Origin of the sequence: Sorangium sp. So ce381 (assembly GCF_051473845.1) — a bacterium.
Classification (GTDB): domain Bacteria; phylum Myxococcota_A; class Polyangia; order Polyangiales; family Polyangiaceae; genus Sorangium; species Sorangium atrum.
Genome location: NZ_CP150336.1, coordinates 3,812,159 through 3,835,656, shown reverse-complemented (window position 1 = coordinate 3,835,656; position 23,498 = coordinate 3,812,159). Strand labels below are relative to the sequence as shown.

General features: G+C 70.1%; 14 protein-coding genes. 11 read left to right on the top strand and 3 right to left on the bottom strand.

Annotated elements, in window-relative coordinates; genetic code table 11:
- Positions 1 to 269: 269 nt before the first annotated feature.
- Both WMF29_RS14535 and WMF29_RS14530 read right to left on the bottom strand, forming a co-directional pair.
- Positions 270 to 1,673, bottom strand: coding sequence for an SGNH/GDSL hydrolase family protein (locus tag WMF29_RS14535; RefSeq protein ID WP_437329396.1), 1,404 nt, complete (start codon positions 1,671 to 1,673; stop codon positions 270 to 272).
- A gap of 565 nt (positions 1,674 to 2,238) precedes the next feature.
- A complete protein-coding gene (locus WMF29_RS14530; RefSeq protein WP_437329395.1) occupies positions 2,239 to 2,814 on the bottom strand; it encodes a hypothetical protein in 576 nt (191 codons plus the stop codon).
- 400 nt (positions 2,815 to 3,214) lie between these two features.
- On the opposite strand from WMF29_RS14530, the gene WMF29_RS14525 reads away from it, so the two are divergent.
- From WMF29_RS14525 to WMF29_RS14475, 11 genes are all read left to right on the top strand, one after another.
- Positions 3,215 to 4,033 (top strand): class I SAM-dependent methyltransferase, encoded by an 819-nt coding sequence (locus WMF29_RS14525; protein WP_272103694.1) that lies wholly within the window; start codon positions 3,215 to 3,217, stop codon positions 4,031 to 4,033.
- Positions 4,026 to 4,685: a class I SAM-dependent methyltransferase gene (locus tag WMF29_RS14520; RefSeq protein WP_437329394.1), complete on the top strand. Its 660-nt coding sequence runs from the start codon at positions 4,026 to 4,028 to the stop codon at positions 4,683 to 4,685. Before WMF29_RS14525 ends, WMF29_RS14520 begins: the two co-directional genes overlap by 8 nt.
- A 24-nt stretch (positions 4,686 to 4,709) precedes the next feature.
- The gene (locus WMF29_RS14515) at positions 4,710 to 7,067 is read left to right on the top strand and encodes a hypothetical protein (RefSeq protein WP_437329393.1); all 2,358 of its coding nucleotides are present in this window, start codon (positions 4,710 to 4,712) and stop codon (positions 7,065 to 7,067) included.
- A gap of 112 nt (positions 7,068 to 7,179) precedes the next feature.
- Entirely contained in the window at positions 7,180 to 14,124 is a 6,945-nt protein-coding gene (locus tag WMF29_RS14510) for an eIF2A-related protein (RefSeq protein ID WP_437329392.1), read from the top strand.
- On the top strand, positions 14,121 to 16,073 hold the full coding sequence (locus WMF29_RS14505; protein WP_437329391.1) for a metallophosphoesterase: 1,953 nt from the start codon (positions 14,121 to 14,123) through the stop codon (positions 16,071 to 16,073). The genes WMF29_RS14510 and WMF29_RS14505 overlap by 4 nt, the downstream gene beginning before the upstream one ends.
- Positions 16,074 to 16,392: 319 nt before the next feature.
- Positions 16,393 to 16,926, top strand: a complete 534-nt coding sequence (locus tag WMF29_RS14500) for a hypothetical protein (RefSeq protein ID WP_437329390.1) — start codon at positions 16,393 to 16,395, stop codon at positions 16,924 to 16,926.
- Positions 16,927 to 17,492: 566 nt separating this feature from the next.
- Positions 17,493 to 17,780 (top strand): hypothetical protein, encoded by a 288-nt coding sequence (locus WMF29_RS14495; RefSeq protein WP_437329389.1) that lies wholly within the window; start codon positions 17,493 to 17,495, stop codon positions 17,778 to 17,780.
- Positions 17,781 to 18,031: 251 nt separating this feature from the next.
- Positions 18,032 to 18,307: a hypothetical protein gene (locus WMF29_RS14490; RefSeq protein ID WP_437329388.1), complete on the top strand. Its 276-nt coding sequence runs from the start codon at positions 18,032 to 18,034 to the stop codon at positions 18,305 to 18,307.
- An 863-nt stretch (positions 18,308 to 19,170) separates the two neighbouring features.
- Positions 19,171 to 19,653, top strand: a complete 483-nt coding sequence (locus WMF29_RS14485) for a CoA-binding protein (protein ID WP_437329387.1) — start codon at positions 19,171 to 19,173, stop codon at positions 19,651 to 19,653.
- 446 nt (positions 19,654 to 20,099) lie between these two features.
- Positions 20,100 to 21,467 (top strand): MFS transporter, encoded by a 1,368-nt coding sequence (locus tag WMF29_RS14480; protein ID WP_437329386.1) that lies wholly within the window; start codon positions 20,100 to 20,102, stop codon positions 21,465 to 21,467.
- A 191-nt stretch (positions 21,468 to 21,658) separates the two neighbouring features.
- Positions 21,659 to 22,483, top strand: a complete 825-nt coding sequence (locus WMF29_RS14475; protein ID WP_437329385.1) for a hypothetical protein — start codon at positions 21,659 to 21,661, stop codon at positions 22,481 to 22,483.
- Positions 22,484 to 22,598: 115 nt separating this feature from the next.
- Here the strand turns inward: WMF29_RS14475 and WMF29_RS14470 are convergent, their stop codons facing one another.
- A complete protein-coding gene (locus WMF29_RS14470; RefSeq protein WP_437329384.1) occupies positions 22,599 to 23,264 on the bottom strand; it encodes a hypothetical protein in 666 nt (221 codons plus the stop codon).
- Between the last annotated feature and the right edge of the window lie 234 nt (positions 23,265 to 23,498).

Genomic DNA, 23,498 nt, shown 5'->3' with positions numbered 1-23,498 from the left:
GAGCACGGGCGCGCCATCCGTCGCGCTGGCCTCCGCGTCGTCTCCTCCGCGCATGGGACAAGGCTACTCAGGACCGCTGCGGCTGAATACGCGAGGACGCATAGCGCAACGCGTCAACATGGGCGGCTCAGTTATCCGGGCTACAGGCCATGGCGCCCTACGGGTGCCGAGGCGCTTTCTCCGCCAGGGGAGCAGGTGGCCTTCGCCGGGCGCGCGGGAGCTCGGAGCTCCGCGCGCCCGATCGGGCGCCCCCCAGAGCGGCCTCCGCTCTACTTGGGCTGGGGGACGAACAGCAAGAGGTCGATGGTGTTCGCCAGCGCCTCCAGGCCGGTCGGGTTGAAGTGCAGCCCGTCATCCTGGAAGTCGAGGTCCGCCTTCAGCTTGGTAGCATCGTTGGGGTCGACGACGGCCGGCTCGAAATCGATGACCTTGTCGAACTTGTTGCTCGTGCGGATCCAGGTGTTGACCGTCTGGCGGGTGGCCTCGTGCGCGGCGGAGTAGTACCCGTTGCCACCGAACGGCGTGATGGGCGCCCCGTAAACGAGCATCCCTTTGTCGTGCGCCTTGGTGATGAACTCGCCATAGGCCGCGATCAGGTTGTCGGCGACGGGCGGCTGGCTGTCGTTGCCGATGTCGTTCACGCCGATGAACGTGATCAGCCATTTCGCGCCGCGCTGGTCCAGGACGTCGCGCTGGAAGCGGGCCTTGGCCGTCGGCCCGAGCCCGCCGGCGAGCACGGTGCCCCCGCCGATGCCCAGGTTCAGCACGGCGACCTGCTGGGTCCCCTGATTGGACCGCAGCCGGCGAGACAGGAAGTCCGGCCAGCGGGTGTTCCCGTCCGTGTCCGAGCCGCGGCCATCGGTGATCGAGTCACCGAGGATGACGACCGCCGCCGCCTCGGGAGCCGCATCGACGTCGAGGCCCGTGATGTAGTACCAGTGAGCCGTGGACACAGGGGAGGTCAGGCTCGCCGCCGAGACCCCGTTGCCGGTCTGGATGTACGAGTTGGTCCGCGAGCCCGGGTGCCCGGTGATCCCGGCCGGCACGGCGCCGAACTTGATGGTCACCGCCATCTTGGTGTTGGGCTTGATGGTGTACTCGATCGGATCGGAGAAGACGGTCTTGCCCACCGGGATGGTCACCGCATCGGCGCCCGCGAACTTCAGGCCGTGATCGGTGGCCACGTTGATGCCGTCGGCGGTCGTCGACTCCGCGATGTGGACCGACTCCATGGTCACCGGCCCATCGCCGAACTCGTTCGAGAGCAGCAGCCGCACGCCCTTGCCGCCGATCGAGGTATAGATCACCTGGCGCAGCGTGTTGTTGGCCAGGCCCGGCTCGGGCGGGTTGTTGTTGGTCTCGGTCAGCTGCGGACCGGTCGTCCACGTCCCGACCCAGTGCGCCTCCGCCGCGCCGCCGGCGCCACCGCCGCCGCCGGCGCCGCCCCCGCCGCCCGTGGCCTCGCCGCCGCCGGTGGCGCCAGCGCCGCCCCCGCCGGTGTCGCCGCCGCCACCGCCGCCGCCGCCGCCAGAGGCATCACCCCCGCCGGAGCTCGCCGCCGCGCTGCTCGAGCTGGACGTCGAGCTGGACGTGCTGCTCGAAGTCGTCGTGTCCGTGTCATCGCCGCAGCCGGCGACAGCCAAAAACAGAAGAGCACAAAGTATTCTTCGCATGGTCCTCGACGCTCGAAAGATTGCCGTGTTCGCGATCGTTCGAATTGCCCCTCGGCGCACCGCCCCCGATCAGCAGCTCCTTCAGCGCATTCGAACTTTCGAATTTCCTTGATTTCAGCCGAGAGCGCGCCGGTTCGCTCGTGCGCGCAGCGTCGCCTGGATCGAGCTCGGATCCATCGAAGAGCTCGTCTGGATGGCTGCGCTGCCCACCGTCGATGTCCGGAGGCGCGCGGGAGAGCGCGGGCCGATGCCATGCCCCTCACACGCGCGGTCGACTGTGTCACATGAGGACTCAATATACTACTCGGTTCATCGCCGGGAGGACGCCCGGGTGGCGTCGTCCGGCCACGTGACGTTACGTTCGGTAACGCTTCGATGCGCGCGCGTTACGTTTGGTAACACCCGGCACGACGCGTCGTCTAGGCGCTTCGGCCCATGACCCGAGGCCGCCGTGGGTCGCGCGGGCGGCGCTCCGGCCAGCCAGGCGCCCGCCGCCGAGCAGGTCGCAAGAGCACCGCGCCACGAGACCGGCTGCGATGGCATTCGCGCCGGCTGGGTCGACGGGTCAGCGGCGCTCCATGCACTCGCTCACCCGGGCAAGCACTGTTCCGTGATTGAACTCGTCGAACCTTCGGCGCTCGCAGATGCCCAGGTCGCTGCTGCACCGCGTGGCTACCCGAACGCCGCTGCTGAGGTCGCTCACGTCGTAGCACGCCGCGACGTCCTGCGATGCGCACGAGTCGTGGCAGTCGAGTGGTAGGGATTCGCACCGCTCGCGGAGGCGCAGCTGGCACCCGTCGCTCGAAGAGAAGCACTCCTGAGACTGCCGGCCGCAGAACCAGGGAGGGTCAACGGGTCGCGCGACCGGTTCCCGACCGCACCGGAAGCGGAGCCGGAATACGATGCCACGCTCCGTCCTCATGCCCATTCCCTCGTTGGAGGACAGCACGGTGTAGCCCTCCGGACAGGCCTCGCGGGCTCTCTCGTGCGCCTTGGCGATCGTGTCCTTCTCAGTGGCGAAGAAGATCCCTTTGGCCTCCACGACGAGGCCGGCGTCGGTCGACTCGATGACGTACGCGTATGTCTGCCCGTTCGACGCACAGCCGGTTATCGACATCGCCGCCACAACACGCATCCACATGTGTGCCAGCCTATCGACGCGCGTTCTTCGCTGCAAGGCGGCCGTACGCCACCTTACCTGGCAGCCCGTCGGCTTCTTGATCGCGACCGCCGTGCCGGTGCCGGCGGAGATCGCGGAGGCGGTGTCGCGCTTGGCGGCGCAGGTGGGGGCTCGACCGAAAGCGCGCCGGCGCCGTGGAGGTGTGCCCAGACGCGGTCGTGAGGGGCCGATCCCCGTGCCCGAGAAACTCGGCCGCACCCGAGGAGCGCCGCTCCGATGTTAGGATGCGGCGCATGTCCCTGCCGCACCTCGATCCCGGAGCCCTCGAGGCCATCGTCGAATCGACCGACGGGTTGCACCCGACCGGAGCGGTCCGCGCGTACCGGCGCTCCTTGCGCCTCCGCGGGTGATGGGCGCTCCGATGGACCGAGAGTGGCCGCTCGACGCGGACGACTTCTCCGCCTACTACGCCTTCGCGCCCGCGGCGCTCGCCATCCGCGAGTGCGTGCGGCTGCGCGCCGTGCGCGAGCTCGATCTGCCGGAGCCGCTGCTCGACGTCGGCTGCGGCGACGGCCTGTTCGCGCGCCTCGCCTACCCGGACAAGCAGGCGTGGGGCATCGACATCAACCCGACCGAGGTGCAGCGCGCGCAGCGGACCGCGTCGTACCGCACGCTCATCTGCGGCAACATCGTCAACGTCCACCTGCCGGAGGGGTTCTTCGGCAGCGCCATCGCCAACTGCAGCCTCGAGCACGTGCCCGATCTCCACGGCGCCCTCGTGAACATCCGGCGCGCGCTCAGGCCCGGGGCGCGGTTCGTGCTCATCGTGCCGACGCCCGACTGGACGTACCAGCTCGCCCTGCCCGAGGCGCTCCGCTCCGTGGGCCTTGTCGGCCTCTCGCGGGCGTACGGCGACGCGCTCGATCGCGTCTTCTCGCACGTCCACCTCTACGACGAGGCGGGCTGGCGCGATCACCTCGCGCGCGCGGGCTTCGACCTCGTGGAGACGCGCCCCATCGCGGGCCGGCCGACCTCGTGGGCGTTCGACTTCATGCTGTACCCGAGCCTGCTCGGCTACGTGATGCGCAAGCTCACCGGCCGCTGGATCGCGATGCCAGCGCTCCGCCCGCTCACCGTCGACGTGGCGCGCGCCGTGGTCAACGCGCTCGGGCGCCTAGCCCCGGGCGGCGACGCGGCCGCCGAGTACCTGCTCGTGGCGCAGGCAGGGCCCGATGGCTGACCCGGCGGCGCCGCCCGGCGACTACTTCTCGAACCACCGCCGCCGCGAGCGGTTCCCGTGGTCGCTCTACCACGGCGCGCTCACCCGCTCCCTCGCGCGCGCCATCGCCGCGCGCGGCCCGCGCCCGCGCGTGCTCCTCGTCGGCTGCGGCCTCGAAGGGGAGATCCCCGGCGCCCCGCCCGCGACCGAGCTCTACGGCTGCGATCTCGACGCGCGCGCCATCGAGGCGTGCCGGCGCCTCTACCCGGCGCGCGCGGAGCGCTTCGCCGTCTGTCCGGGCCCGTACGAGCTCCCGACGGGCGGCGGGTTCGACGGCCCGTTCGACGTCGTGCTCGCGAAGGAGGTCGTCGAGCACACCCTCGATCCGTCGCGCTGGGCGCGCGGGCTCTCGGCGCGCCTCGCGCCGGGCGGCGCGCTGCTGCTCACGACCCCGAACTACGGCCGGCTGTCCACGCTGCCGCTCCTCGAGGCCACGGTGCTCGAGTGGATCGCGCGCCGCGACGGCTTCTCGCGCAAGCACATCCACCCGAGCAAGTTCGACGAGCGCAGCCTCGCGGCGCTCGACGTCGGGGAGCGGATGCGGCTCGTGTCGGTGCGGCGCACGCTCACCGGCTGGTCGCTCCTCGGCACCTGGCAACGCGCCCCGGGCTGACCCGGGCGCCGGCGAGCTCCGTTGATGCTCTACCTCCTGCTCGCGCTCGGCGTCCTCGTCCTCCGGCTGGCCGAGCTCCGCGCCGGCGCGGCCGCCGGCCCTGCCGCGACGGCCGTAGCCGCCGCGCCCGGGCCCTCGCCGGCCGTAGCCGCCGCGCCCGGGCCCGCGCCGGCCGTAGCCGCCGCGCCCGGGCCCGCGCCGGCCATGGCCGCCACGCCCGGGGCCGCGCCGCGCCTCGCCTGGCTCGCCGCCGTCGTGGCGGTGGCGGTCGCGCTCCTGCCCGCGCTGCGCGACGCGCCCGCGCTCGCCGGGCCCGGCGCCGCGCTGTCGAAGGACACGATCTCGCACCTCGCCATCGCCTACGACATCGCGACGAGCGGCCTGCCGCACGGGTGGATCGCCACGAACAACGGCGGCTTCCCGATCGCGCTGCACTACCCGCCGGTCGGCTGGCTGCTCGTGGCGGCGCTGATCCGCCTCGGCGTCGCGCCCGTGGTCGCGGTGAAGGGGCTCGGCTTCGCGGCCTTCGTCGGGGCCCCGCTGGTCGTCCTCGCCGCGGGCCGCGCGGTCGGCGCGCGGCCCGCGGCGGCCGCCGCCGGCGCGGTGGCGCTCGCGTGGGTCGCGCCGTACGTGCAGTTCGCCGGCGGGTGGCCGTCGTTCTTCCTCCTCGGGCTGCTCTCGCAGATCCTGGTCATCCCCCTCGTCATCGCCTGGGCCGCCGCGGTGATCCGCCCCGCCCGCTTCGAGCTCGGGCCGGCGCTCGCCGCCGCCTGCGCGGCGACGCACCCGCAGGTCTTCACGGTGAGCGCCGCCGTCCTGGGCGCGGCCGCGATCGCCGCGTGGGATCGGCGGCTGTGCGCGCGCGTGCTCCGCTCGCTCGCCGGCGGCGGCCTGGTCGCGGTCGCGCTCTACGGCCCCGGCATCGCGTCGATGGCCGCGCCCTTCGGCTGGCCTGCCGGCCTCGGCTGGCGGCACATCGGCTTCGGGCCCGAGCGCGTGCTGCCGTGGATGCTCGATGGCGACCTGCTGGACTACGAGCACGCCCCGGTGATCGGCTCCGCGTGGATCGCCGCCTGCTTCCTGCACGCGACGCGCCTCCGCGCCCCGGCGTCGCGGGCCGTCCTCGCGGCGTCGGCGGTCGCGCTGCTCCTGTCGATGAGCGGCGGATGGATCGTCGGCGCAGGCCCGCTCGGCCGCGCGCTGCTCTCGCTGTTCCAGCCGATGCGCGCCCTCGCCCTCCTGCCGCTCGTCGCGGCCGCGGCCATCGTCAGCGCGCTCGACCTCGCAGCCGCGGCGCTCGCGCGCATCGGCGCCGCGCTGGCAGCGCGGGGCGCGCGCCGCTCGCGCCCCGCGGTCGCCGGGCTCCTGCCAGCCGCGCTCGCCGGGCTCCTGCCGGGCGCGCTCGCGCTCGTCGCGGCCGTCGAGATCCCCGCCCGCGCTGCCGATCTCCACGTCATGGCAGAGAAGCAGGCCGCGCTCGTCGCGTCGCGCGGCTGCCCGCCGCCCGCCGAGGGCTTCGATCCCGATCTCATCGCCCGCTGGCTCGCCGAGGCGCCGCCTGGCCGCGCGAGCTACGCCGTCGAGGACGAGTTCGCGACCTGCTCCATGATGCACGCCGCCGATCTCCGCCGCGCGGTCCCGATGGCCGTCTCGACCGGCGCGGGCGCGCATGTGGGCGTTCACGCCGCGGCCTTCCTCAAGGTGGCGCCCGAGCGACCCGGGAGCGCCGCGCGCGCGGAGGCGCTCGGCATCCGCACGCTCATCCACCTGACCGCGCAGCGGCCGGGGCCGCCCGAGGCGTGGGCGCTCATGGACAGGCGCGGCGAGGTCGAGCTGTCGCGGCGGGTGGGCGGCACGGACTACGTGGGTCTCGGGTGCGTGCGCGAGGTCTGGCGCGGGCGGGAGGCGGATCTGCTCGCGGCGCTCTTCGAGCACCTGGAGCAGCCGCGCACCGTGCTCGATACGCCCGGCGAGCTCGTGGCGCTGGAGGCCACCCGCGGCCCGCTCGAGCGCGTGGCCGTGGCCGACGACGGCTGCGACGCGGCCCGCGCCAGCGTGCGCGAGGTGCCGCGCGAGCCGGGCGCGTACGAGGCGACCGTCGACGCGGAGGCGCCTGTCGACGTGGTCTTCCGCGCGACGGCGTACAGCGGCTGGCGCGTGCGGGACGGCGGCGTCGAGCTGGCATCGAGGCGCGTCGCGCCGGGCTTCTTCGCGGTGCGGGTCGGCCCTGGCCAGCACCACCTGGAGGCGGTGGTGGCGCTGCCGCGGTTCTACCTGCAGGGGCTCGCGCTCGCGTGCGGGGCTGCGATCGCGCTGGGGGCGGCGTGGCTCCGGCGACCGATCTTTCGCCGTGGCCGGCTCCCAGTCACCGAGCGCCGGTGACTGGATGGCTCCGCCGGCGCCGGAGCAATGGTAAAAGCGGACGCGCCGGGCAGCGGGGAGCGAACGAGTGCAGAAGGCGGCAGAGGGGTCGACGTATACGCGGGTTGCCGTCGTGCAGCTCGCCTATCATCCGGCGATCGTACTGGATCGGCGATCGCCGCTCGAGGATCCGCTCTTCGATCCGAAGGGAGCGTCGGACTCGTTGCTTCCCTCGCGGGGCGAGGTGCCGGAGGCGATCAAGCCGAAGCTGGACGCGCTCCGCCGGCGCATCCGGGAGGTGTACGATGCGCAGCTCCTCGCGCGGATCCGGGCGGTGTTGTCGGCTTGCCGGGAGTACGGCGCGAGGATCGCGGTGCTCCCCGAGTACAGCGTTCCGTGGGAGATCCTCGAGGGCCTCGCCGAGGCCGCGGGTGACATGGTCGTCGTGGCCGGGACGCACACGGTCGACCGGGCAGCGCGGCGATCCGGGGTGTACGAGCGGCTCGGTGCGGCCCCGCTGCCCACGGTCGGACAGTCGGTGTGTCCGGTGCTCCACGGCGGCAGGCTGCTCGGCCTGCAGGCGAAGCTGAGCCCGGCGATCCCGGAGCGGAGCTCGATGCGGCCTGGCGCGACCTGGGCGCCCGTCGAGATGCCAGACGGCATCGCGGGGCCCATGGGCGTGCTTGTCTGTCTCGACTTCCTGTTTCGGGAGGGCGAACCGCACCGGAAGCTCGTGGCGGAGCGCCTCGGGGCGTGCCGGTTCCTCGCCGTGCCGAGCCTGACGCCGCACCACACGCTGCCGGAGTTCGCTGGCAAGGCGTGGGAGGAGGCGCGCCGGTACGGACGGCCGGTGCTCTATTGCGACGGCGCGGAGGGCGGCGGCACGTCGGTGTACGTCGACGAGGGGCAGGCGCATGATCTGAAGCGGTTTCCGGATCGCGCCGGGTACCTCGATCCGGGCGACGAAGGGGTGATCGTCGCCGACGTCGACCTCGGATACGAGCGGGCCGGGAGGTCGACGCGATACGAGGCGCCGAGGCCGGTGGTGCCGGTCGCCGAGGCGACGCTCGTGTACCGCGGGCACCCGGCCGGGGAGGCGTACGCGCGGTGGCTCGACGAGGCGCGGGAGCTGCTGGCGCAGGATGACGACGACGCGCTGGAGGCGGTCGTCGCGCGGCTGGAGCAAGCGCGCGACGTGCTGCTGAACGCCGGCGCGCTCTCCGGGGCCGCGGCGCGGGGAAGGCGGCTCAGGCGGCTATACGGCGAGCTCGACAGGGTGACGAGCGTCGAGCAGCTACGGCAGTTCACGCGGGAGGTGGTGCTCCCGGCGGGGGTGCTGCCGCTCGATGCGCTCCGGGCGGCGATGGCCGGCGCGGCCGCCGACGTGGTGTTCGGGTGGATGGCGCAGCGGGAGGCGCGGGAGGCCGGGTTCGCCGAGGTCGAGGCGCGGCTCCGGAAGGCGGTGGACGCGACGCGGGGGGCCGGCGAGTGGACGAGCGACGGCGTGGCGGCGCTCGGGGCCGTGGCGCAGGCGGTGCGCGGCCCGCGCGAGGTCGACGAGGGGAGGCAGGACGGGAGGCCGGCGCCGGAGGTGCGGGTGGTGCTGCCGGGAGGGCTCGACCCGGCGGCGCTCGGGACGAAGCGGGTCGGGGGGTGGATGCTCGCGTTTCAGAGGCGGCCCGCTGACCTGATCGAGGTCGTCAAGGATCGCCTCCGGCGCGCGGCGGCGGCTGACGCTGAAGCAGGGCGGCCCGTCGAGGAGCTGGACGAGCACGGGCACGTCACGCGGTTCTCCGAGCATCAGATCAATGCGGCAGAGGACCTTCGCCTGCTCGCGATGGCGGAGGGGAGACAGCGTATCGCGACCGTCGGCGTCTCGTCGGAGAGCCAGAGTGTTCCGCCCGCGATCCTTATCGCATCTTCCCGAGACGACGGGTGGGTCCTGTGGACCGACGGTGGCGAGGGATCCCTCGGTGGTCACTCGGAGGGACTGCTCGCCGCGCTCGCCGAGACCGGGCTTGCGGGCGCCGCCTGCGACGAGGTCCCATCCGATGCGCGGCGGGACCGGATCGCGAGACTCTTGCCCCGCTTCGGCGGCGCGCGCGCCGTGATCGCGGCGCTTCGCGACCAGCGGCTGCGCGAGGTCGACGGCAGGTTCGTGGAGCCCGACGCCCGCGTCGACGGCGGAGAGCCGACACCGATGCTCGGCGCCCTCGACGCATGGCTCTCGTCGGGCGAGCCGACGGCCCTCGTCCTCGGCGAGTTCGGCCTCGGGAAATCGACCGCGCTCGCCGTGTGGGCCGACAGGCGCTGGGAATCCGCGGCGACGCCGCTGCCGCTCCTCGTGAACCTCGCCGGCGCGTCCCCGTCGGCGAGCGCGGAGCAGCTCCTGCTCCAGGCCGCCGGGCTCGCGGATGCTCCCGAGAACCGCGCAGCCGTGCGCCTCCTGACTCGGCATCGCCTGCTCGTGCCCTGCTTCGACGGCTTCGACGAGATGGCGACGCGCCTCGAGGCCGCGGAGCTCGCGGGCCGGCTCTCCGGGCTGCTCGAGATCGCGGCGGGCGGAGGAAAGGTGCTCGTCTCCTCGCGGGACAACTACTTCCCCAGCCAGGCGCACCTCGCGACGACGACCGAGAGCGCGCTCTCGCAGGCGCTCGGCGCGCCGGCGGGGATCCGGCGCGTCGTGGTCCAGCCGTTCACCGACGATCACGTGCGCGATCTCGTGCGGCAGATCCGCGGCGAGGGCGGCGCCGCGGCGGCGCTCTCGCGCATCGCCGGCATCTACGACCTCAAGGACCTGGTGCACCGGCCGCTGCTTCTCGGGATGGTGCTGGCCACGCTGGACGACCTCTCTCCCGGCGCGCAGGTCGGCCGGGCGGACCTCTACGAGGCGTACCTGAAGCGATGGCTCGACAACACGCGGAAGGACGACCCGGAGTGCTTTACTGACGAGCAGAAGAAGGAGTTCGCAGAGGCGCTGGCCGAGCAGCTCTGGCGGTCTGGAAAGGCGACCTGCACGTGGCAGGAGCTCCAGCGCTCCGTCCGCGCTCGCCTCTTCCCGCTCCTGCCCGAGGGCATGCCGCCGGGGGCGGCGTTCCTGGAGATCCAGGGCGGAGCGTTCTTCGTCCACGAGGGCGAGGACGGGTATCGCTTCGCGCACAAGTCGTTCCTCGAGTACTTCCTCGCCCGCGCGCTGGTCGCGACGCTGCCTGAACGGCCGGAGGAGGCGCTCCGGACGAAGCGGATTACACAGGAGGTCGCGGCCTTCATGGGAGAGATCCTGCGGAGCGCGGGCGAGCCGAGACATTCGAGAGCGGTCCGTGCAGTCCAGTCGCTTCTGGCGAGGGATCGCACGCTTATCGAGCGGGCGGGGGATGTGCCCGAAAATGCCCTGCGGCTGCTGCTCGGCCTGTCTCGATGGGCGAACGAGACGGTCGGATTGATCCCGGAGGGGGCAAACCTCCAGAGCGTCCAGCTCGCTGGCGAGGACTTGCGAGGCGCGTCGCTTGTTCGTGCGAGGCTGGACAATGCGAACCTCGCTGGCGCCGACCTTTCCCTAGCGGATCTATCCGGCTCCGTGCTGCGCGAAGCAACCCTATCGGGCGCGCTCCTCCATGCGACAAACGTCCTACAGGCGACGGCGCACGGGTCGGACTTCACACAGACCGAAGCGAGAGACGCCGTCATGAAGGAGGCGGACCTCAGCAAGGCAAACCTTCGACAATCGACCTGGACCGATTGCCTATGGAGCGGTGCGACGATTGTTGGCGCCAACGCGACCGCCTTACTGGCCGCGGGACATGGGACGCGGTTCTCTAAAACGCTGCCCGGATCATTATCACAGATTCAAGCGGAGCTAGTCTGCGGACACCGCAAAGGAATCAACAATATCGCATGGTCGCCGAATGGCAAGCTCCTGGCAAGCGCGGGGGACGATCAGACTATACGGCTATGGAATGCAGATACCGGGAAGGAGATCGCTCGCCTCGAAGGACACATAAATTTCGTCAGAACAGTCGCTTGGCACCCGGACAGTAGACTCCTGGCGAGCGGTGGAAGCGACCAAACAGTGCGCCTCTGGGACACGAGCACCGGCAAGCAAATTGCTCGACTCGAAGGCCATGCTAACTGGGTCAAGGTAGTGGCCTGGCATCCGGACGGCACACTGCTGGCGAGCACAGCGGGAGATCAGACTGTACGCCTTTGGATCACAGACACCTTCAAGGAGTTCGCTCGACTAGAAAACAACAGAAGCCTTGGCAGAGCAATGGCTTGGCGCCCGGACGGCAAGCTCCTGGCAAGCGCAGGAGATGACAATTCGGTTCTCCTTTGGGACGTGGGCACTGGCAAGGACCTCGTTCGACTCGAGGGTCATTCGAACGTGATTCGCTCTTTGGCCTGGCACCCGGAGGCAAAGATCCTGGCGAGCGCGGGAGACGACCAAACCGTGTGCCTGTGGGATGTGGACACTGGCAAGGAGCTCGTTCGACTCGAGGGTCATTCGAACGTGATTCGCTCTTTGGCCTGGCACCCGGAGGCAAAGATCTTGGCGAGCGTGGGAGACGGCCAAACCGTGCGCCTTTGGGATGCAGATGCCGGCAAACAGATCGATCAAGTCGTGGGCCACTCGAACGGGATCCGGTCCGTTGCATGGCATCCGGACGGCAGGCGCGTGGCAAGCGCGGGCTCTGACAGGGCGGTGCACCTGTGGGATACGGGCAGTAAAAAAGAGCTCGCTCAGTTCACTGGCTACTCGAACGGGATAAGGGCGGTTGCCTGGCACCCCGGCGGCGAGCTCCTGGCAAGTGCGGGTTCTGACAAGATAGTGCGTCTGTGGAACGCAGCCACCGGACAAGAACTCACGCGACTCGAGGGCCACATCAACGTAGTCCGGTCCCTGACTTGGCACGCAGAGGGCAAACTGCTGGCGAGCGCCGGAGCTGACATGACGGTGCGCCTCTGGGACACAAGCACAGGCAAAGAGCTCATTCTGGCGAGACGGAATGCAAATTTGACTGGCGCAATAGCGTGGCATCCGGAGGGCAAGTGCCTGGCGAGCGCAGGCTTCGACAAAACTGTGCGCCTGTGGGACACCAGCACTGGCAGAGAACTCACTCGGCTCGAAGGCCATGATGGCACAATCACCGCCATAGCATGGGAACCTGCGGGCAAACGTTTGGTGAGCGTGGGGTCTGACATGACGGTACGCCTGTGGGACTCGGACACAGGCAACGAACTCGCTCGCCTCCTGGGCCACTCAAAGCCAGTCAAAGCCGTATGTTGGCACCCTAAGAGCGGGCTCCTGGCCAGCGCCGGAGACGACGGAACAGTATGTCTATGGGATGCGAGCACCCTCAAGAAATGCGCTCAGTTTGCCCGCCATTCGAGCTGGGTCAGAACGCTGGCCTGGCACCCAGAAAGCAATCTCCTGGCCAGCGCCGGAGACGGCAGGGTAGTGCACCTGTGGGACACAGATACGGGCCAAGAGATTGATCGGTTGAAGGGCCACTCAGCTTGGATCAATGCCCTGGCCTGGCACCCAGGCGGCAAGCGCCTGGCGAGCGCGGGAGAGGACGGCTCGGTGAAGATCTGGACCGTCGTGCAGCGCACGCTTCTCGCTTCGCTGGAGGCCGCGGGCCCAGCCACCCTCACCCGCACCGCCGGGGGCTTCTGCTTGTTCGATAACGCCCAGCCCGACCGCGCCCACCTCGCCCTTCGCCGCCCCGACTCGACGACCACCCTATATCTTCCCCTCGCCGGCTTCCGCACCGTCCTCCACCGCCCCGACAAGGTGAAAGCAGCGCTCGCCGGGGATCTCAGCGGCGACAACCTCGAAGAGGAGCTCGCCAGGCACGGCTATGCGGGCGGCGTCCCCTGGGATGGCGAAGAGCACTTCGTCGCGGCCGGTCCCGGGGCCCGCGCGGCCGCTGCCGCTGCCCCCGCAACGGCCGACGCTGCGCCGGCGCTCACCCCTCCTGCGCTCGCCGCCCCGGCTCTCGCAATCGCCGCCCCGGCGCCCCTGCACGCGCCCGCTAACCGCGCACTTGCCTTCGAATCGCTCTCCTTCTCCGCCGATACCCTCCCCAACCCGTTCCGCCCCGGCCCCGCCCTCACCGACGCTTCCGCCCTCCCCGGCCGCGCCCCCGTCCTCGCCGAGCTCCTCGCCCTCGTCGAGAGCCGCAGCCCCGCGGTCCTCCGCGGCCCGCGCCGCTCGGGCAAGACATCCATCCTCCACCACCTCGCCGCGCGCCTCTCCCCTGCCCGCGCCGTCCACCACCGCTCTCTCGAGGGCCGCGCCTCGCCCCTCCGCACCGCCGACGATCTCGCCCTCTTCCTCGACCCCTCTCTCCAGGCCGACACCACCCCCGCGCTCACCTTGCGCAACCGCCTCTCCAGCGCCGGCGATGCCGTCCTGCTCCTCGACGAGGTCGCCAACCTCCACCAGGCCGACGCCACCCTCTTCGCCTGGCTGCGCGCCGTGGGCCAGGAGCAGACCAGCGTCGTCCTCGTCGGCTCGCACTGGGACTGGGTCACCGTCGTCGAGCACGCCTTCGCCGCGGCCCCGGGCTCCTCGTTCGGCAACGACGTCACCCCGGTCAACCTCGGCCCTCTCCCCGAGGAGGACGCGATCCGATTCCTCGTCGACACCACCCCTCCCGACGTCCCCATGGAGGCCGAGCGGACCGCCCGCTGGATCGTCGAGCTCTGCGGCCCATGGCCGTTCTATCTCCAGGTCATGGGCTACGCCCTTGTCCAGGCCGTCCGCGCCGGCCACCGCCGCGCCTTGGTGGAGCGCGCCGGCGTGCGGGAGCTCTACGAGCAGCGCCTGCTCCTCGATCGCGACGCGGCCTTCTTCCGTGCCCGCTGGACCGAGCTGCCCGAGCGCGCGCGCGCCGTCCTCGGCGCCCTCCGCGGCGCCCCCGACGCGGCGCTGCCCGAGGTGCGCAGGCTGCCTTCCGAGGACGTCGCCGTCCTCTGCGACGCGGGCCTCTGCGACGCGCTCGGCGCATGGCTCGCGGATCCGCCGTTCTTCGACTGGATTCGACGGATCGCCAGGCAGACAGGGAGGGAGTCATGACGCGCCCGTTCGACGTGAGGAGACCGTACTCGCCGGAGCGCGACGTCCGCGATCACGGCCACCTCCTGGATCTCTTGACGTCCCTGCCCACGAACGGCGTGATATGGCCGCTCGTCGGCGCGCGCAGGGCCGGGAAGACGTGGACGCTCAAGGCGCTCGAGCACCACCTCGGCCTCGCCGACGAGACGAGCGTGCGTTACCTCGACCTCCGCAAGTTCGGCCGAGCGCTCCCCAGCGTACCGCCGGGGACAACGCTCCTCCTGGATGAGCCGCAGCTCGCCGGCCAAGGCGGCAGCCCGCGCGACGCGAGCGTCTTCCTGCGCTGGTGCGTCGACCTCTACACGACCAACACAAGGATCTTCCTGGCGATGAGCCCCGCCGAGTGGATCGCGCTCGAACGCACGGCCGACGGCGACGCCGGGCTCGTCTGCTCGCGGGACATGCGCTTCCTCGATCCCCTCACGCACAGCGAGGCGCTCAAGCTCGCCCGCACAGCGGTGTCGAAGGCGCTCCTCCCCGAGCTGCCCGCCACCTGGCGCCGGAATCCCTTCCTGCTCGAGCTCGTCTTCGAGCTCGCCGAGCAATCTCCCGTTCTGGCGAACACCCCATGGACGCTCCTGCGGGCGGCGCGCGTGCGCAGCGAGCTCCTGGAGTTCGCGTATCACCGCGCCGTGTTCGACGACGGGCTCACCGAGTCGCAGCGGGGCGTGCTCCGCGAGATCGCGCGCGGCGCGGCGCCTCGCGACGAGAATGTCGATCTGCTCGAGCGCTGCGGCCTCGTCCAGCAGCGGAACGGGCGCCCCGTGCTCGCCGATCCGATCCTCGAAGCGAACCTGTGCCCGCTGCGGATCCACCATGTCTCCGACATCCATTTCGGCCCGAAATCCGCCGAGCGCGTCGACGTGAAGGAGAGGAACCAGCACGGCGACACCATGAAGAGCGGGCTGGGCCCGCCGCGCGTCTGCGATCACTACACCGAGCACGTCGCCGAGCTCGCCGCGGCCGGCCGCGCGCCGCACCTGCTCGTCGTGTCCGGCGACGTCGCCGAGTGGGCGGACGACGCCCAGTATGTCGAAGCCCGGGTCTGGCTCGAACAGGTATCGAGCCTCCTCGCGGCCCACCCTCGGTTGCCGCCCGACGAGCCCAACGTGCTGCTCGTGGGCGGCAATCACGACGTCGACTGGCGGCAGGCGGCGGGGCCCCCGCAGGCCGGGACGCAGGCGCGCCACGAGCCTTTCGCGAGGGCGTTCGCCGCTCACCCGCGCTGCGCGCGGCCGCCGCTCGAGGAGCCGCCGGCGACACGGGCGCTCGCCGTGGCACGGTATGCGGATCTCGGGGTGGAGTTCGCGCTGCTCGGATCGGCGGAGTTCGGCGGCCAGGAGGAGAAGGATCCGGTCCGGGACGAGCTCCTCTCGCTCATCGGCCGCCTGCGGCAAGGCGCCATGGAGGAGCCCGACGCAGAGCGCGCCGCGGCGCTGCGCGACCACGTGGCGCGCATCGATCCCGGCCTCGTCCACGACGCGGATCTCCAGCGCCTGCGCAGGGCGCAGTGGCACGCGCCGATCCGGATCGCGGTCCTGCATCACCCGGTGTCCCCGCTGCCGTCCACCGAGCTCGCCCGCTTCGGCGGCCTGATCAACGCCGGTGAGGTGAAGGACGTGCTGGCCCACAAGGAGTTCTGCCTGGTGCTCCACGGCCACAGCCACACGGGATGGTTCGGCAAGGAGCAATGGCCGGAGCGGCACGAGGACTGGACGATCCGTATCGCCGCGGCGCCGTCGCTCTCCAGCCGGGAGGTGCAGGAGCACAACGGCTACAACGAGATCGAGATAGCGCGCGACGGCGTGGGCGGCGAGGTCGGCTATCAGATCCACGTGAGGCGCATGGTGAGAGAGGGCGCGACCTGGACGCGGCGAGCGTCGATGGGGCCGTTCGCGCCGGGGAAGTAGCGCCGCGGCCGGGGGCGCGCGCCCGCAGCGGGGAGCGCAGGGCCACGCCTGGAGAGTACGCGGGCCGAGCTCGGACCTGTCGGCCCTTTTTCGGAGCCTGCGCCGAGACCTCTGGCTTGTGGCTGTCCCTGGCCCGACGTCGGGCTAAAGAGGCCACAACTTCCCTGAGGTAGAGCGGCGCCACCAGCGCACGCCCGGAACGGATCGACTCATGTTCATTCGGTCTACTCGACGAATTTCTATTTGACGCCCAGATCACACTCAGAAGAATAGCGTCTGTACCAACACCGCGTGTCGCGGCTCGCCAGGAGCCTCTACCATGTCGATGCGCTTCCATGGCACGGTCGGCCTGTGCTGCGCTTGTATGCTCGTCGTCGCCCCCGAGCCGGCGCTGGCGCTCGAGTTCAGTGGCGGCGTGAGCGTCGGCGGGATCCAGCTCGGGACCGAGCCCGAGCTCGCCGTCAGCCCTTTCGTCGGGTGGCTCTGGCGCAGAACGAGCGACTTCCGGATCGAAGTCCACAACGTGCTCAGCATTGTTCCAGGAGCAGGCGTCGGGGTTTACGGCCGGACGGCGGTCACCTTCGGGTACACCACGAAGAGCGGCAACGTCAGCCTCGGGCCGTCGCTCTCGATCTACCTGATGCGGGTGTGCGGCCCCTTGATATGCGACCGCGTGATGGGGGTCGCTCCGGGCGGCCGCGCCCAGTCCGACTGGTACTTCGCCGGGCGCCTCGGGGCGTCCACGAGCGTCAATGTGGACTGGGCGGGTGGTAGTAGCCGTGTGCTTCCTGGCAGCATGGTGCTGATGGTCACGGCTGGGCCTATCTGGAGGTTCGGGGGAGAGTCAAGATGAAGAGGGGGATTGTGCTTCTGTTTCTCGGTCTCACCGGGTGTAACTTCGACCTGGGAGAATGTTACGTCCGGGGTGATGGAAAGGAGGGGGCCGGCGGGAGCATCATCACCCCCACGGGCGGGGTCGGAGGCTTCGGGTATGTACCTCTCCAGCCGCAGAATCACACCGGCTACGACGAGGATCCGTGCAGCGGCGGCTCACAGGTCGCCGAGTGTACGGTCACATGGAAGGCGGATTCGGTTCAGTGCAAGAACCGGGGTGAGGCAGGTACCTGCACCACGCTCTACCAGGGCCATCATGGGAGCCTGGACGAAGCCAAGGAACGATGTGAATATGCCAACGGGGTGCACCTCGGCTCGGGCGTGCAGTCGTGCGGCCCGTGCCGGTGGGTAAATGGTGCAAATGGGGATTGCAAGGAGCGCTGCAAGCAGAAGTGCGACGAAATTCACGATGGCTGTCATGAGGACTGCACGAAGCGCGATCCCACGGCAACGTGTCGCGAGAAGTGCAACACTCGTTATGCCAGGTGCCTTCGCGACTGCGAGGATGGATGCAGGTAAGTTCCAATGTTTGAGTTAACCACGACATTTACCCCAGCGGACGGCAGTCCGCAGCGAACCATCACGCTTCGCATGAGTGACGTGCGGCTCGATTCCGATGGCACTTCATGGTCTGTTGCCGTGGAGATCCTCGGGTTCAAGGATGATGACAGGGTTCGGTTAAAACAGGTAGACTGGACACAGGCGATCGTAGATGGTGCCCAATTCATCGCTCGGAGGGTCAACGACAAGGTCGAGAATGCGGGTGGCGGAACGCTCGACCCACCCATTTGGAACACGACGTGGGGAACTTGAGGGAGTGGACGCAATGGTTGACGCCTGTGCTCGGCGCGGTGCTCAAGCTCGGCCATATCGCGTGCGAGGTCGTCAGCGTCCCCGGGGTGAGTTCCGCGATCACGAGACCGGGGCCAGGTCACCGTCCGCCTGGTCGAACGTGCTGGGGGAGTGGCGGCCGCTGGCTCGAGCGGGATGCAGGCGAACTCGGAGCGCGCCGTTGTCGCGCTATATGGCGCCCGAGTCATTGGCAGCGTCAAGGATTGTGAACAATGAACATCTTAGAGATCGTCTCCACCTTCACGCCATCGGACGGAAGCGCGCCACGGACTATAACGATCCGTATTAGCGACCTCCGCGAGGAACCCGACGGGTTGTGGTCTGTGGCCGTGGACGTGCTCGGATTCAAGACCGATGATCACGTGCGCCTCAAGGGCGCTGACTGGCTCAATACCATCGAGAGTGCGGCCGGCTTTATTCGAAGGCTGGCGGGAGGTAAGGTCAGGGATTGCGGTGGTACTATCACCCCGCTCCTTCTTCCGCCTTGACGTCTGGACCGTAAGAGTCCGAGCTCGCGCCGCGCCCTGGCCGCCGTAGCCGCCGGCCCCGCCTTGGCCACCCCGGCCGCCCATGCAGCCCTGAAGACGTCCACATCGGCGGCGGCCGGTGTACCTCGGCCGCCTCGCTGCCTTCCTGGCGTGGCCCTCCGTCACCGCCGGGGTCGCCGGAGACCATCGTGAGCACGCTGTCGCGCACGGTCACCGGGGAGTGAAGCGCGAGGACGCCGATGGTTGGAGGTCCGTTCGCTCCCCCGCGGCTCCCGGTCAGAAGTGTTACCAGGACTCCGCTCATACACTGCGCGGCTCAGGCGGACCTTCTGCGCGGCCTCGGCGCCCTCCTGCGCGGCTCAGGCGGGCCTCCTGCGCGGCCCCAGCTGCCCTCCTGCGCACCCGATTTGGTGTCCTATCGCACGATTGCGCGGCTCCTACGCGGTCCCAGCCGCCCTCCTGCGCACCCGCTTTGGTGATCTATCGCACTATTGTGCGGCTCCTGCGCAACCCCAGACCCCTCCTGCACAACCCCGGACCCTCCTGTGCGCCCATCTTGGTATCCTGCATCACCATGGCTCGACGCCTGCGCCTGGTCGTCGCCTCCGCTGCGCAGCTCCGGTGTCCGCTTGCTCGGCTCCGCTGTTCCCTCGTGACGTGGTCTTCCTGCTCTCCTCTGACCAAAGCCTCCGCGTCACCCATAGCCTCATCGAACGACCGCCCCTCGGCTGCTCCAGCTGCCAGTAGCATCAGGCTGCATTCAGCGCGGAGATCGCGACGGCGATGGTGAGAATCTTCATCGCGCAGATCACCCAGGTCCAGGACGACGTCGCGCATGCTAGATCTCCTCTGCGGCGCACAGCATGCTCGACGTCCCTCTACTCGGCACGGCGGACATGGAATGGACGCTCAGGAATGCGCGCTCGATCGCGGTGCTGGGGATCAAGCCGGAGAGCCGCCGGGACCTCGATGCGCACCAGATCCCGCTTTACCTCCAGAAGGTCGGCTACCACATCCTCCCCGTCCCGACCCGTTATCCCGAGGCCACCCAGATCCTCGGCGTGCCGGTCCGCCGCCGCCTGCTCGAGCTTCCTGCGCCGATCGACGTGCTGAACGTCTTCTGCAAGCCCGAGGATTTCGTGCCCCACGTCGAGGATGCGCTCGTGTTGCGTCCGTCGGTGGTGTGGTTCCAATCCGGGCTGCTCGAGCTCTCGGCGGCGCGCAGGCTGCTCGACGCCGGGATTCCGGTCGCGGAGGATTGTATCGGCTGCCGGCGCGCGTCGATGTGGCCTTCCATCGAGCCATTCGAAGCACAACGCTCGGCGGCGAGCTCGCGGACGCCATGAAAACAGCCCCATGCTCGACGCCTTCCGGCCTCGTGTGGATCCCTGGCGGCACCATCGAACGAGCGCGACTCGGCCGCGTTCCGTGCGCTTCCAGCCCCAGTGGTGCCTCCGCCTGCGCCCTGACCGCGCACCGCGTGCCGTGATGACCGCGGCGCGGACATCAGCCGGAAACACACGTTCGACAGCCCATCTGCCGTCCGACATCAGCCGGAAACACACGCTCGACAACCCATTTGCCGTCCGACACAAGCCGGAAACATACGATCGACAGCCCATCCAGGGTCCGACATCGACCGGAAACATACGATCTGCAACCCATTCGTGCTCCGACACCGACTGGAAACATACGATTTACGACCCATTTACGGTCCTTGTTTTATGGATCCGTCCTGAGGCCTCGAGCTGCGCACCGCGAGGTCCTTCAGAACCGCACCTTACGAGGACCCATGACCCAGGCTACCAAGGCGACCAAGATCGAGCTATTTTCGCTGTCGACTCCAGCGATGCGCGCATTCCACTTGACCTGGCTGGCGTTCTTCGCCTGCTTCTTTGCGTGGTTCGCGGTTGCGCCGCTGATGCCGGTCATCAAGGGCGAATTCGGGCTGACCAAGGAGCAGATCGCCAACATCAACATCGCCGCCGTGGGAATCACGGTCGCGGGTCGCCTGCTGATCGGGCCGCTCTGCGACAAGTACGGTCCGAGGGCGACCTACACGTGCTTGCTGGCGCTCGGCGCCATCCCCGTGCTCGGGATCGCGCTGGCGCGGAGCTATGAGGTCTTCCTGTTCTTCAGGCTGCTGATCGGCATGATCGGCGCGAGCTTCGTCATCACGCAGTACCACACGTCCGTCATGTTCGCTCCCAACGTGGTCGGCACCGCGAACGCCACGAGCGCGGGCTGGGGCAACGCCGGAGGGGGGGTCACGCAGTCGACCATGCCCTGGGTGCTCGCGGCGGTGCTGAGCCTGGGTGTCAGCTCCTCGATGGGCTGGCGCCTCGCGATGGTGGTGCCGGGCGCGCTCATGCTCGTCGTGGCGGTCCTCTACTGGAAGTTCACCCAGGACTGCCCGCAAGGGAACTACAAGGACCTTCGCGCGGCGGGCGTCGAGATCGAGGGCGGGAAGAAGGGCGGATGGGCGGTCTTCAAGGCGGCGATGGGCAACTACCGGTCCTGGATGTTGTTCGTCACGTACGGAGCCTGCTTCGGGATCGAGCTCTTCGTGCACAACGTGGCCGCCAGCTACTTCGTGGACCGCTTCAAGCTGGATCTCCAGACCGCGGGCATGGCCGCGGGCAGCTTCGGGCTCCTGGCGCTCTTCGCGCGCGCCGTGGGCGGCATCCTCTCCGATCGGCTGGCCCATCGGAAGGGCCTGGACGCCCGCACGACCCTCCTGTTCGCGCTGATGGTCGGCGAGGGGCTCGGCCTGCTCTGGTTCTCCCGGACGCAGACGGCGGGGATGGCGGTGGTCGCGATGATCTGCTTCGGGCTCTTCACGCACATGGCGTGCGGCGCCACCTACGCGCTCGTGCCCTTCATCGATCGCAAGGCGCTCGGCGGCGTCGCGGGCATCGTGGGCGCGGGCGGCAATGTCGGCGCGGTCGCGGCGGGCTTCCTGCTCAAGGCGGTCGGCGACACCCAGGACTGCTTTGCGGTGCTGGGCTTCGCCGCGCTCGTCTCGTCGGTGTGCGCGATCCTGGTGCGCTTCACGGCCGCCCACAAGGCCAGCGAACAGGCCCTCTACGACAAGGCCCTCGCCGAGCGCCTCGCCCAGAGCGGCGCCCCGGCCACGGTCGGCCTCGCGCGCGCGAGCTGAACACGCCTCGAGGGCGCCGCCCGCGCCGGCGACCGCGTGTACGTCGTCACCTCCCACGCGCGCGACGAGAACGGCGTCCCACGCGCGCGACGAGAACGGCGTCCTCGAGAGGCCGCGCTACAGATCCCTCGCCATCGACCTCGCCGGCTCGGTATTTCGCCCTCGGGCGACGACGTACTAGCCTTGCCACGGTGGATCCGTCCGACCCCGTGGCCCCGTACCTCCCGACGCTCGGGCGCGCCCGCGCCGAGGGCCTCGCGCTGCCGCCCGGCGCGCCGGCCGAGGAGCGCCGCGTGGCAGCGCTGGTGGTGCTCGCGTCGATCGTGCGCCGCGAAGGCTGGACCGAGGTCGTCGACCTCAGCCAGGAAGACGCGCTGCAGCTCGCGCCGGGAGAGCCGCCGCTCCCCGACGCCTTCGAGGCCCGCGCCCACCGGCGCCTCGTCGAGCATCTCGGCCTCCGGCCCTGCACCGCGTGCGCCGGCGCCGGCGCGAGCCCCGTCGTCTGCGCGTCCTGCATGGGCGACGGCCACATGCGTCGGGTGCGCATCCGCCACGTGCAGGACCGCCCGATCGAGGTGCGCGAGCTCTACGCGCCGCGCGAGATGTCCTTCGTGCCGGCGCTGTTCTCGTTCGAGAGCACCCTGAAGCGCGCGCTGGGCGCCGCGGATCCCCCCGAGCCCCTGCGCTGCCTCGACCTCCGTCCCCGGGCGGTGCGCACCGCCTACCGAGGCGGCGGCGACCGGGTGGTCGAGCCGGATTTTCAAGGCCACCATTTTGCCGGCACGATCGAGAGCGCGGTGGCCACCCTCGGCGCGTTCGCCACCGGCGGCCGGATCGTGGCGCAGGCGGTGCGCGCCTACGCGTGGCCGCTGCTCTGGCTGCGCTACGGCCCCGGCGAGCCCGCGCGCGACGTGGTCGTCTTCCCCGATCTCACAGGCGCGCTCCAGGCCTTCTCGGGCGCGAGCCCAGGCGAGCTCGGCGGCGCGCCGCTGCAGCGACAGCACCCGCGGGGGTAGAGCGAGCTCACGCGCCGCCTTGCCCGAACGCGCGAGCGCCGCGAAGAGCTCCTCCGACTGGCCAATGATCCAGCAAATCTCCAACGGCGACCTCTGGTCGCAGCGTCTCTGGTTGCTAGTGCGGCGGCTCGGGCACGAACTCGGCGCCTAGCCGGAAGATCAGGAAATCCTTGATGACGTTGCTGCTGGCGCTGGGCCAGATGAACGGGCTGCCGGCGCTGCGGCTCGGGCTCCACTCGTACCACATCCACCGGGCCCCCTCGTCGATGCCGCAGACGAGCGGGAACTCGTTGCCAGGCACCGGGACGTCGGTGGCGGTGTCATTCGCCTCGCCGAACACGACATATCCGCGCTCGGACACCTCCGTCGTCACCCAGCCGCCGCTGGTCGTCTGCGGATCCAGGCCTCCGCCGTTGCAGCGCTCGATGTGCTGGTTGATCGTCTCCAGCGTCGGCCCGTGCGAGCCGAGGTCGTAGTCCTCGCCGGTCGCGCAGACCTCCCACGCGCCGTTGCCCGTGAAGACGGGCTCCGCGCCCTCGCGGAAGAACTGGCCAAGCACGCCCTGCGTCGTGGACTTGTCGGCGTAGGTGACGATGTAAAGATAGTGCCCGGAGTCCGCGGACTGCGCCGGCACCGTGTACGACTCGGGCCCATGACCGACGGGACACGAGAAGATCTCGTCGGCGAAAATGTTCTCGATGCCGCCGAAGTAATTCAGGAGCTTGTCGCCGGTCCCGTAGCCGAAGCCGTACGCGTTGTCGGCCGTGATGATGACGCTCACGTCAATCGAGGACCCGCTCCCCCCACCGACGCCGGCGATCTCGCCGGGCTCGTTCCCCCCGTCGCCCCCCGCGCCCCCGCCGCCGGAGCCGGCCTGGGGCCCGCCGGGGCCGCCCGTGCCAGCATCCGAACACCCGGAACCATGGAGCGCAACAGCGAGAGCCAGAGCAGGAGCGAGACGTAGGTGCATTGCACGAGGATCGGCGACGTCGCGGCGCGCGTAAAGCCCCACCGC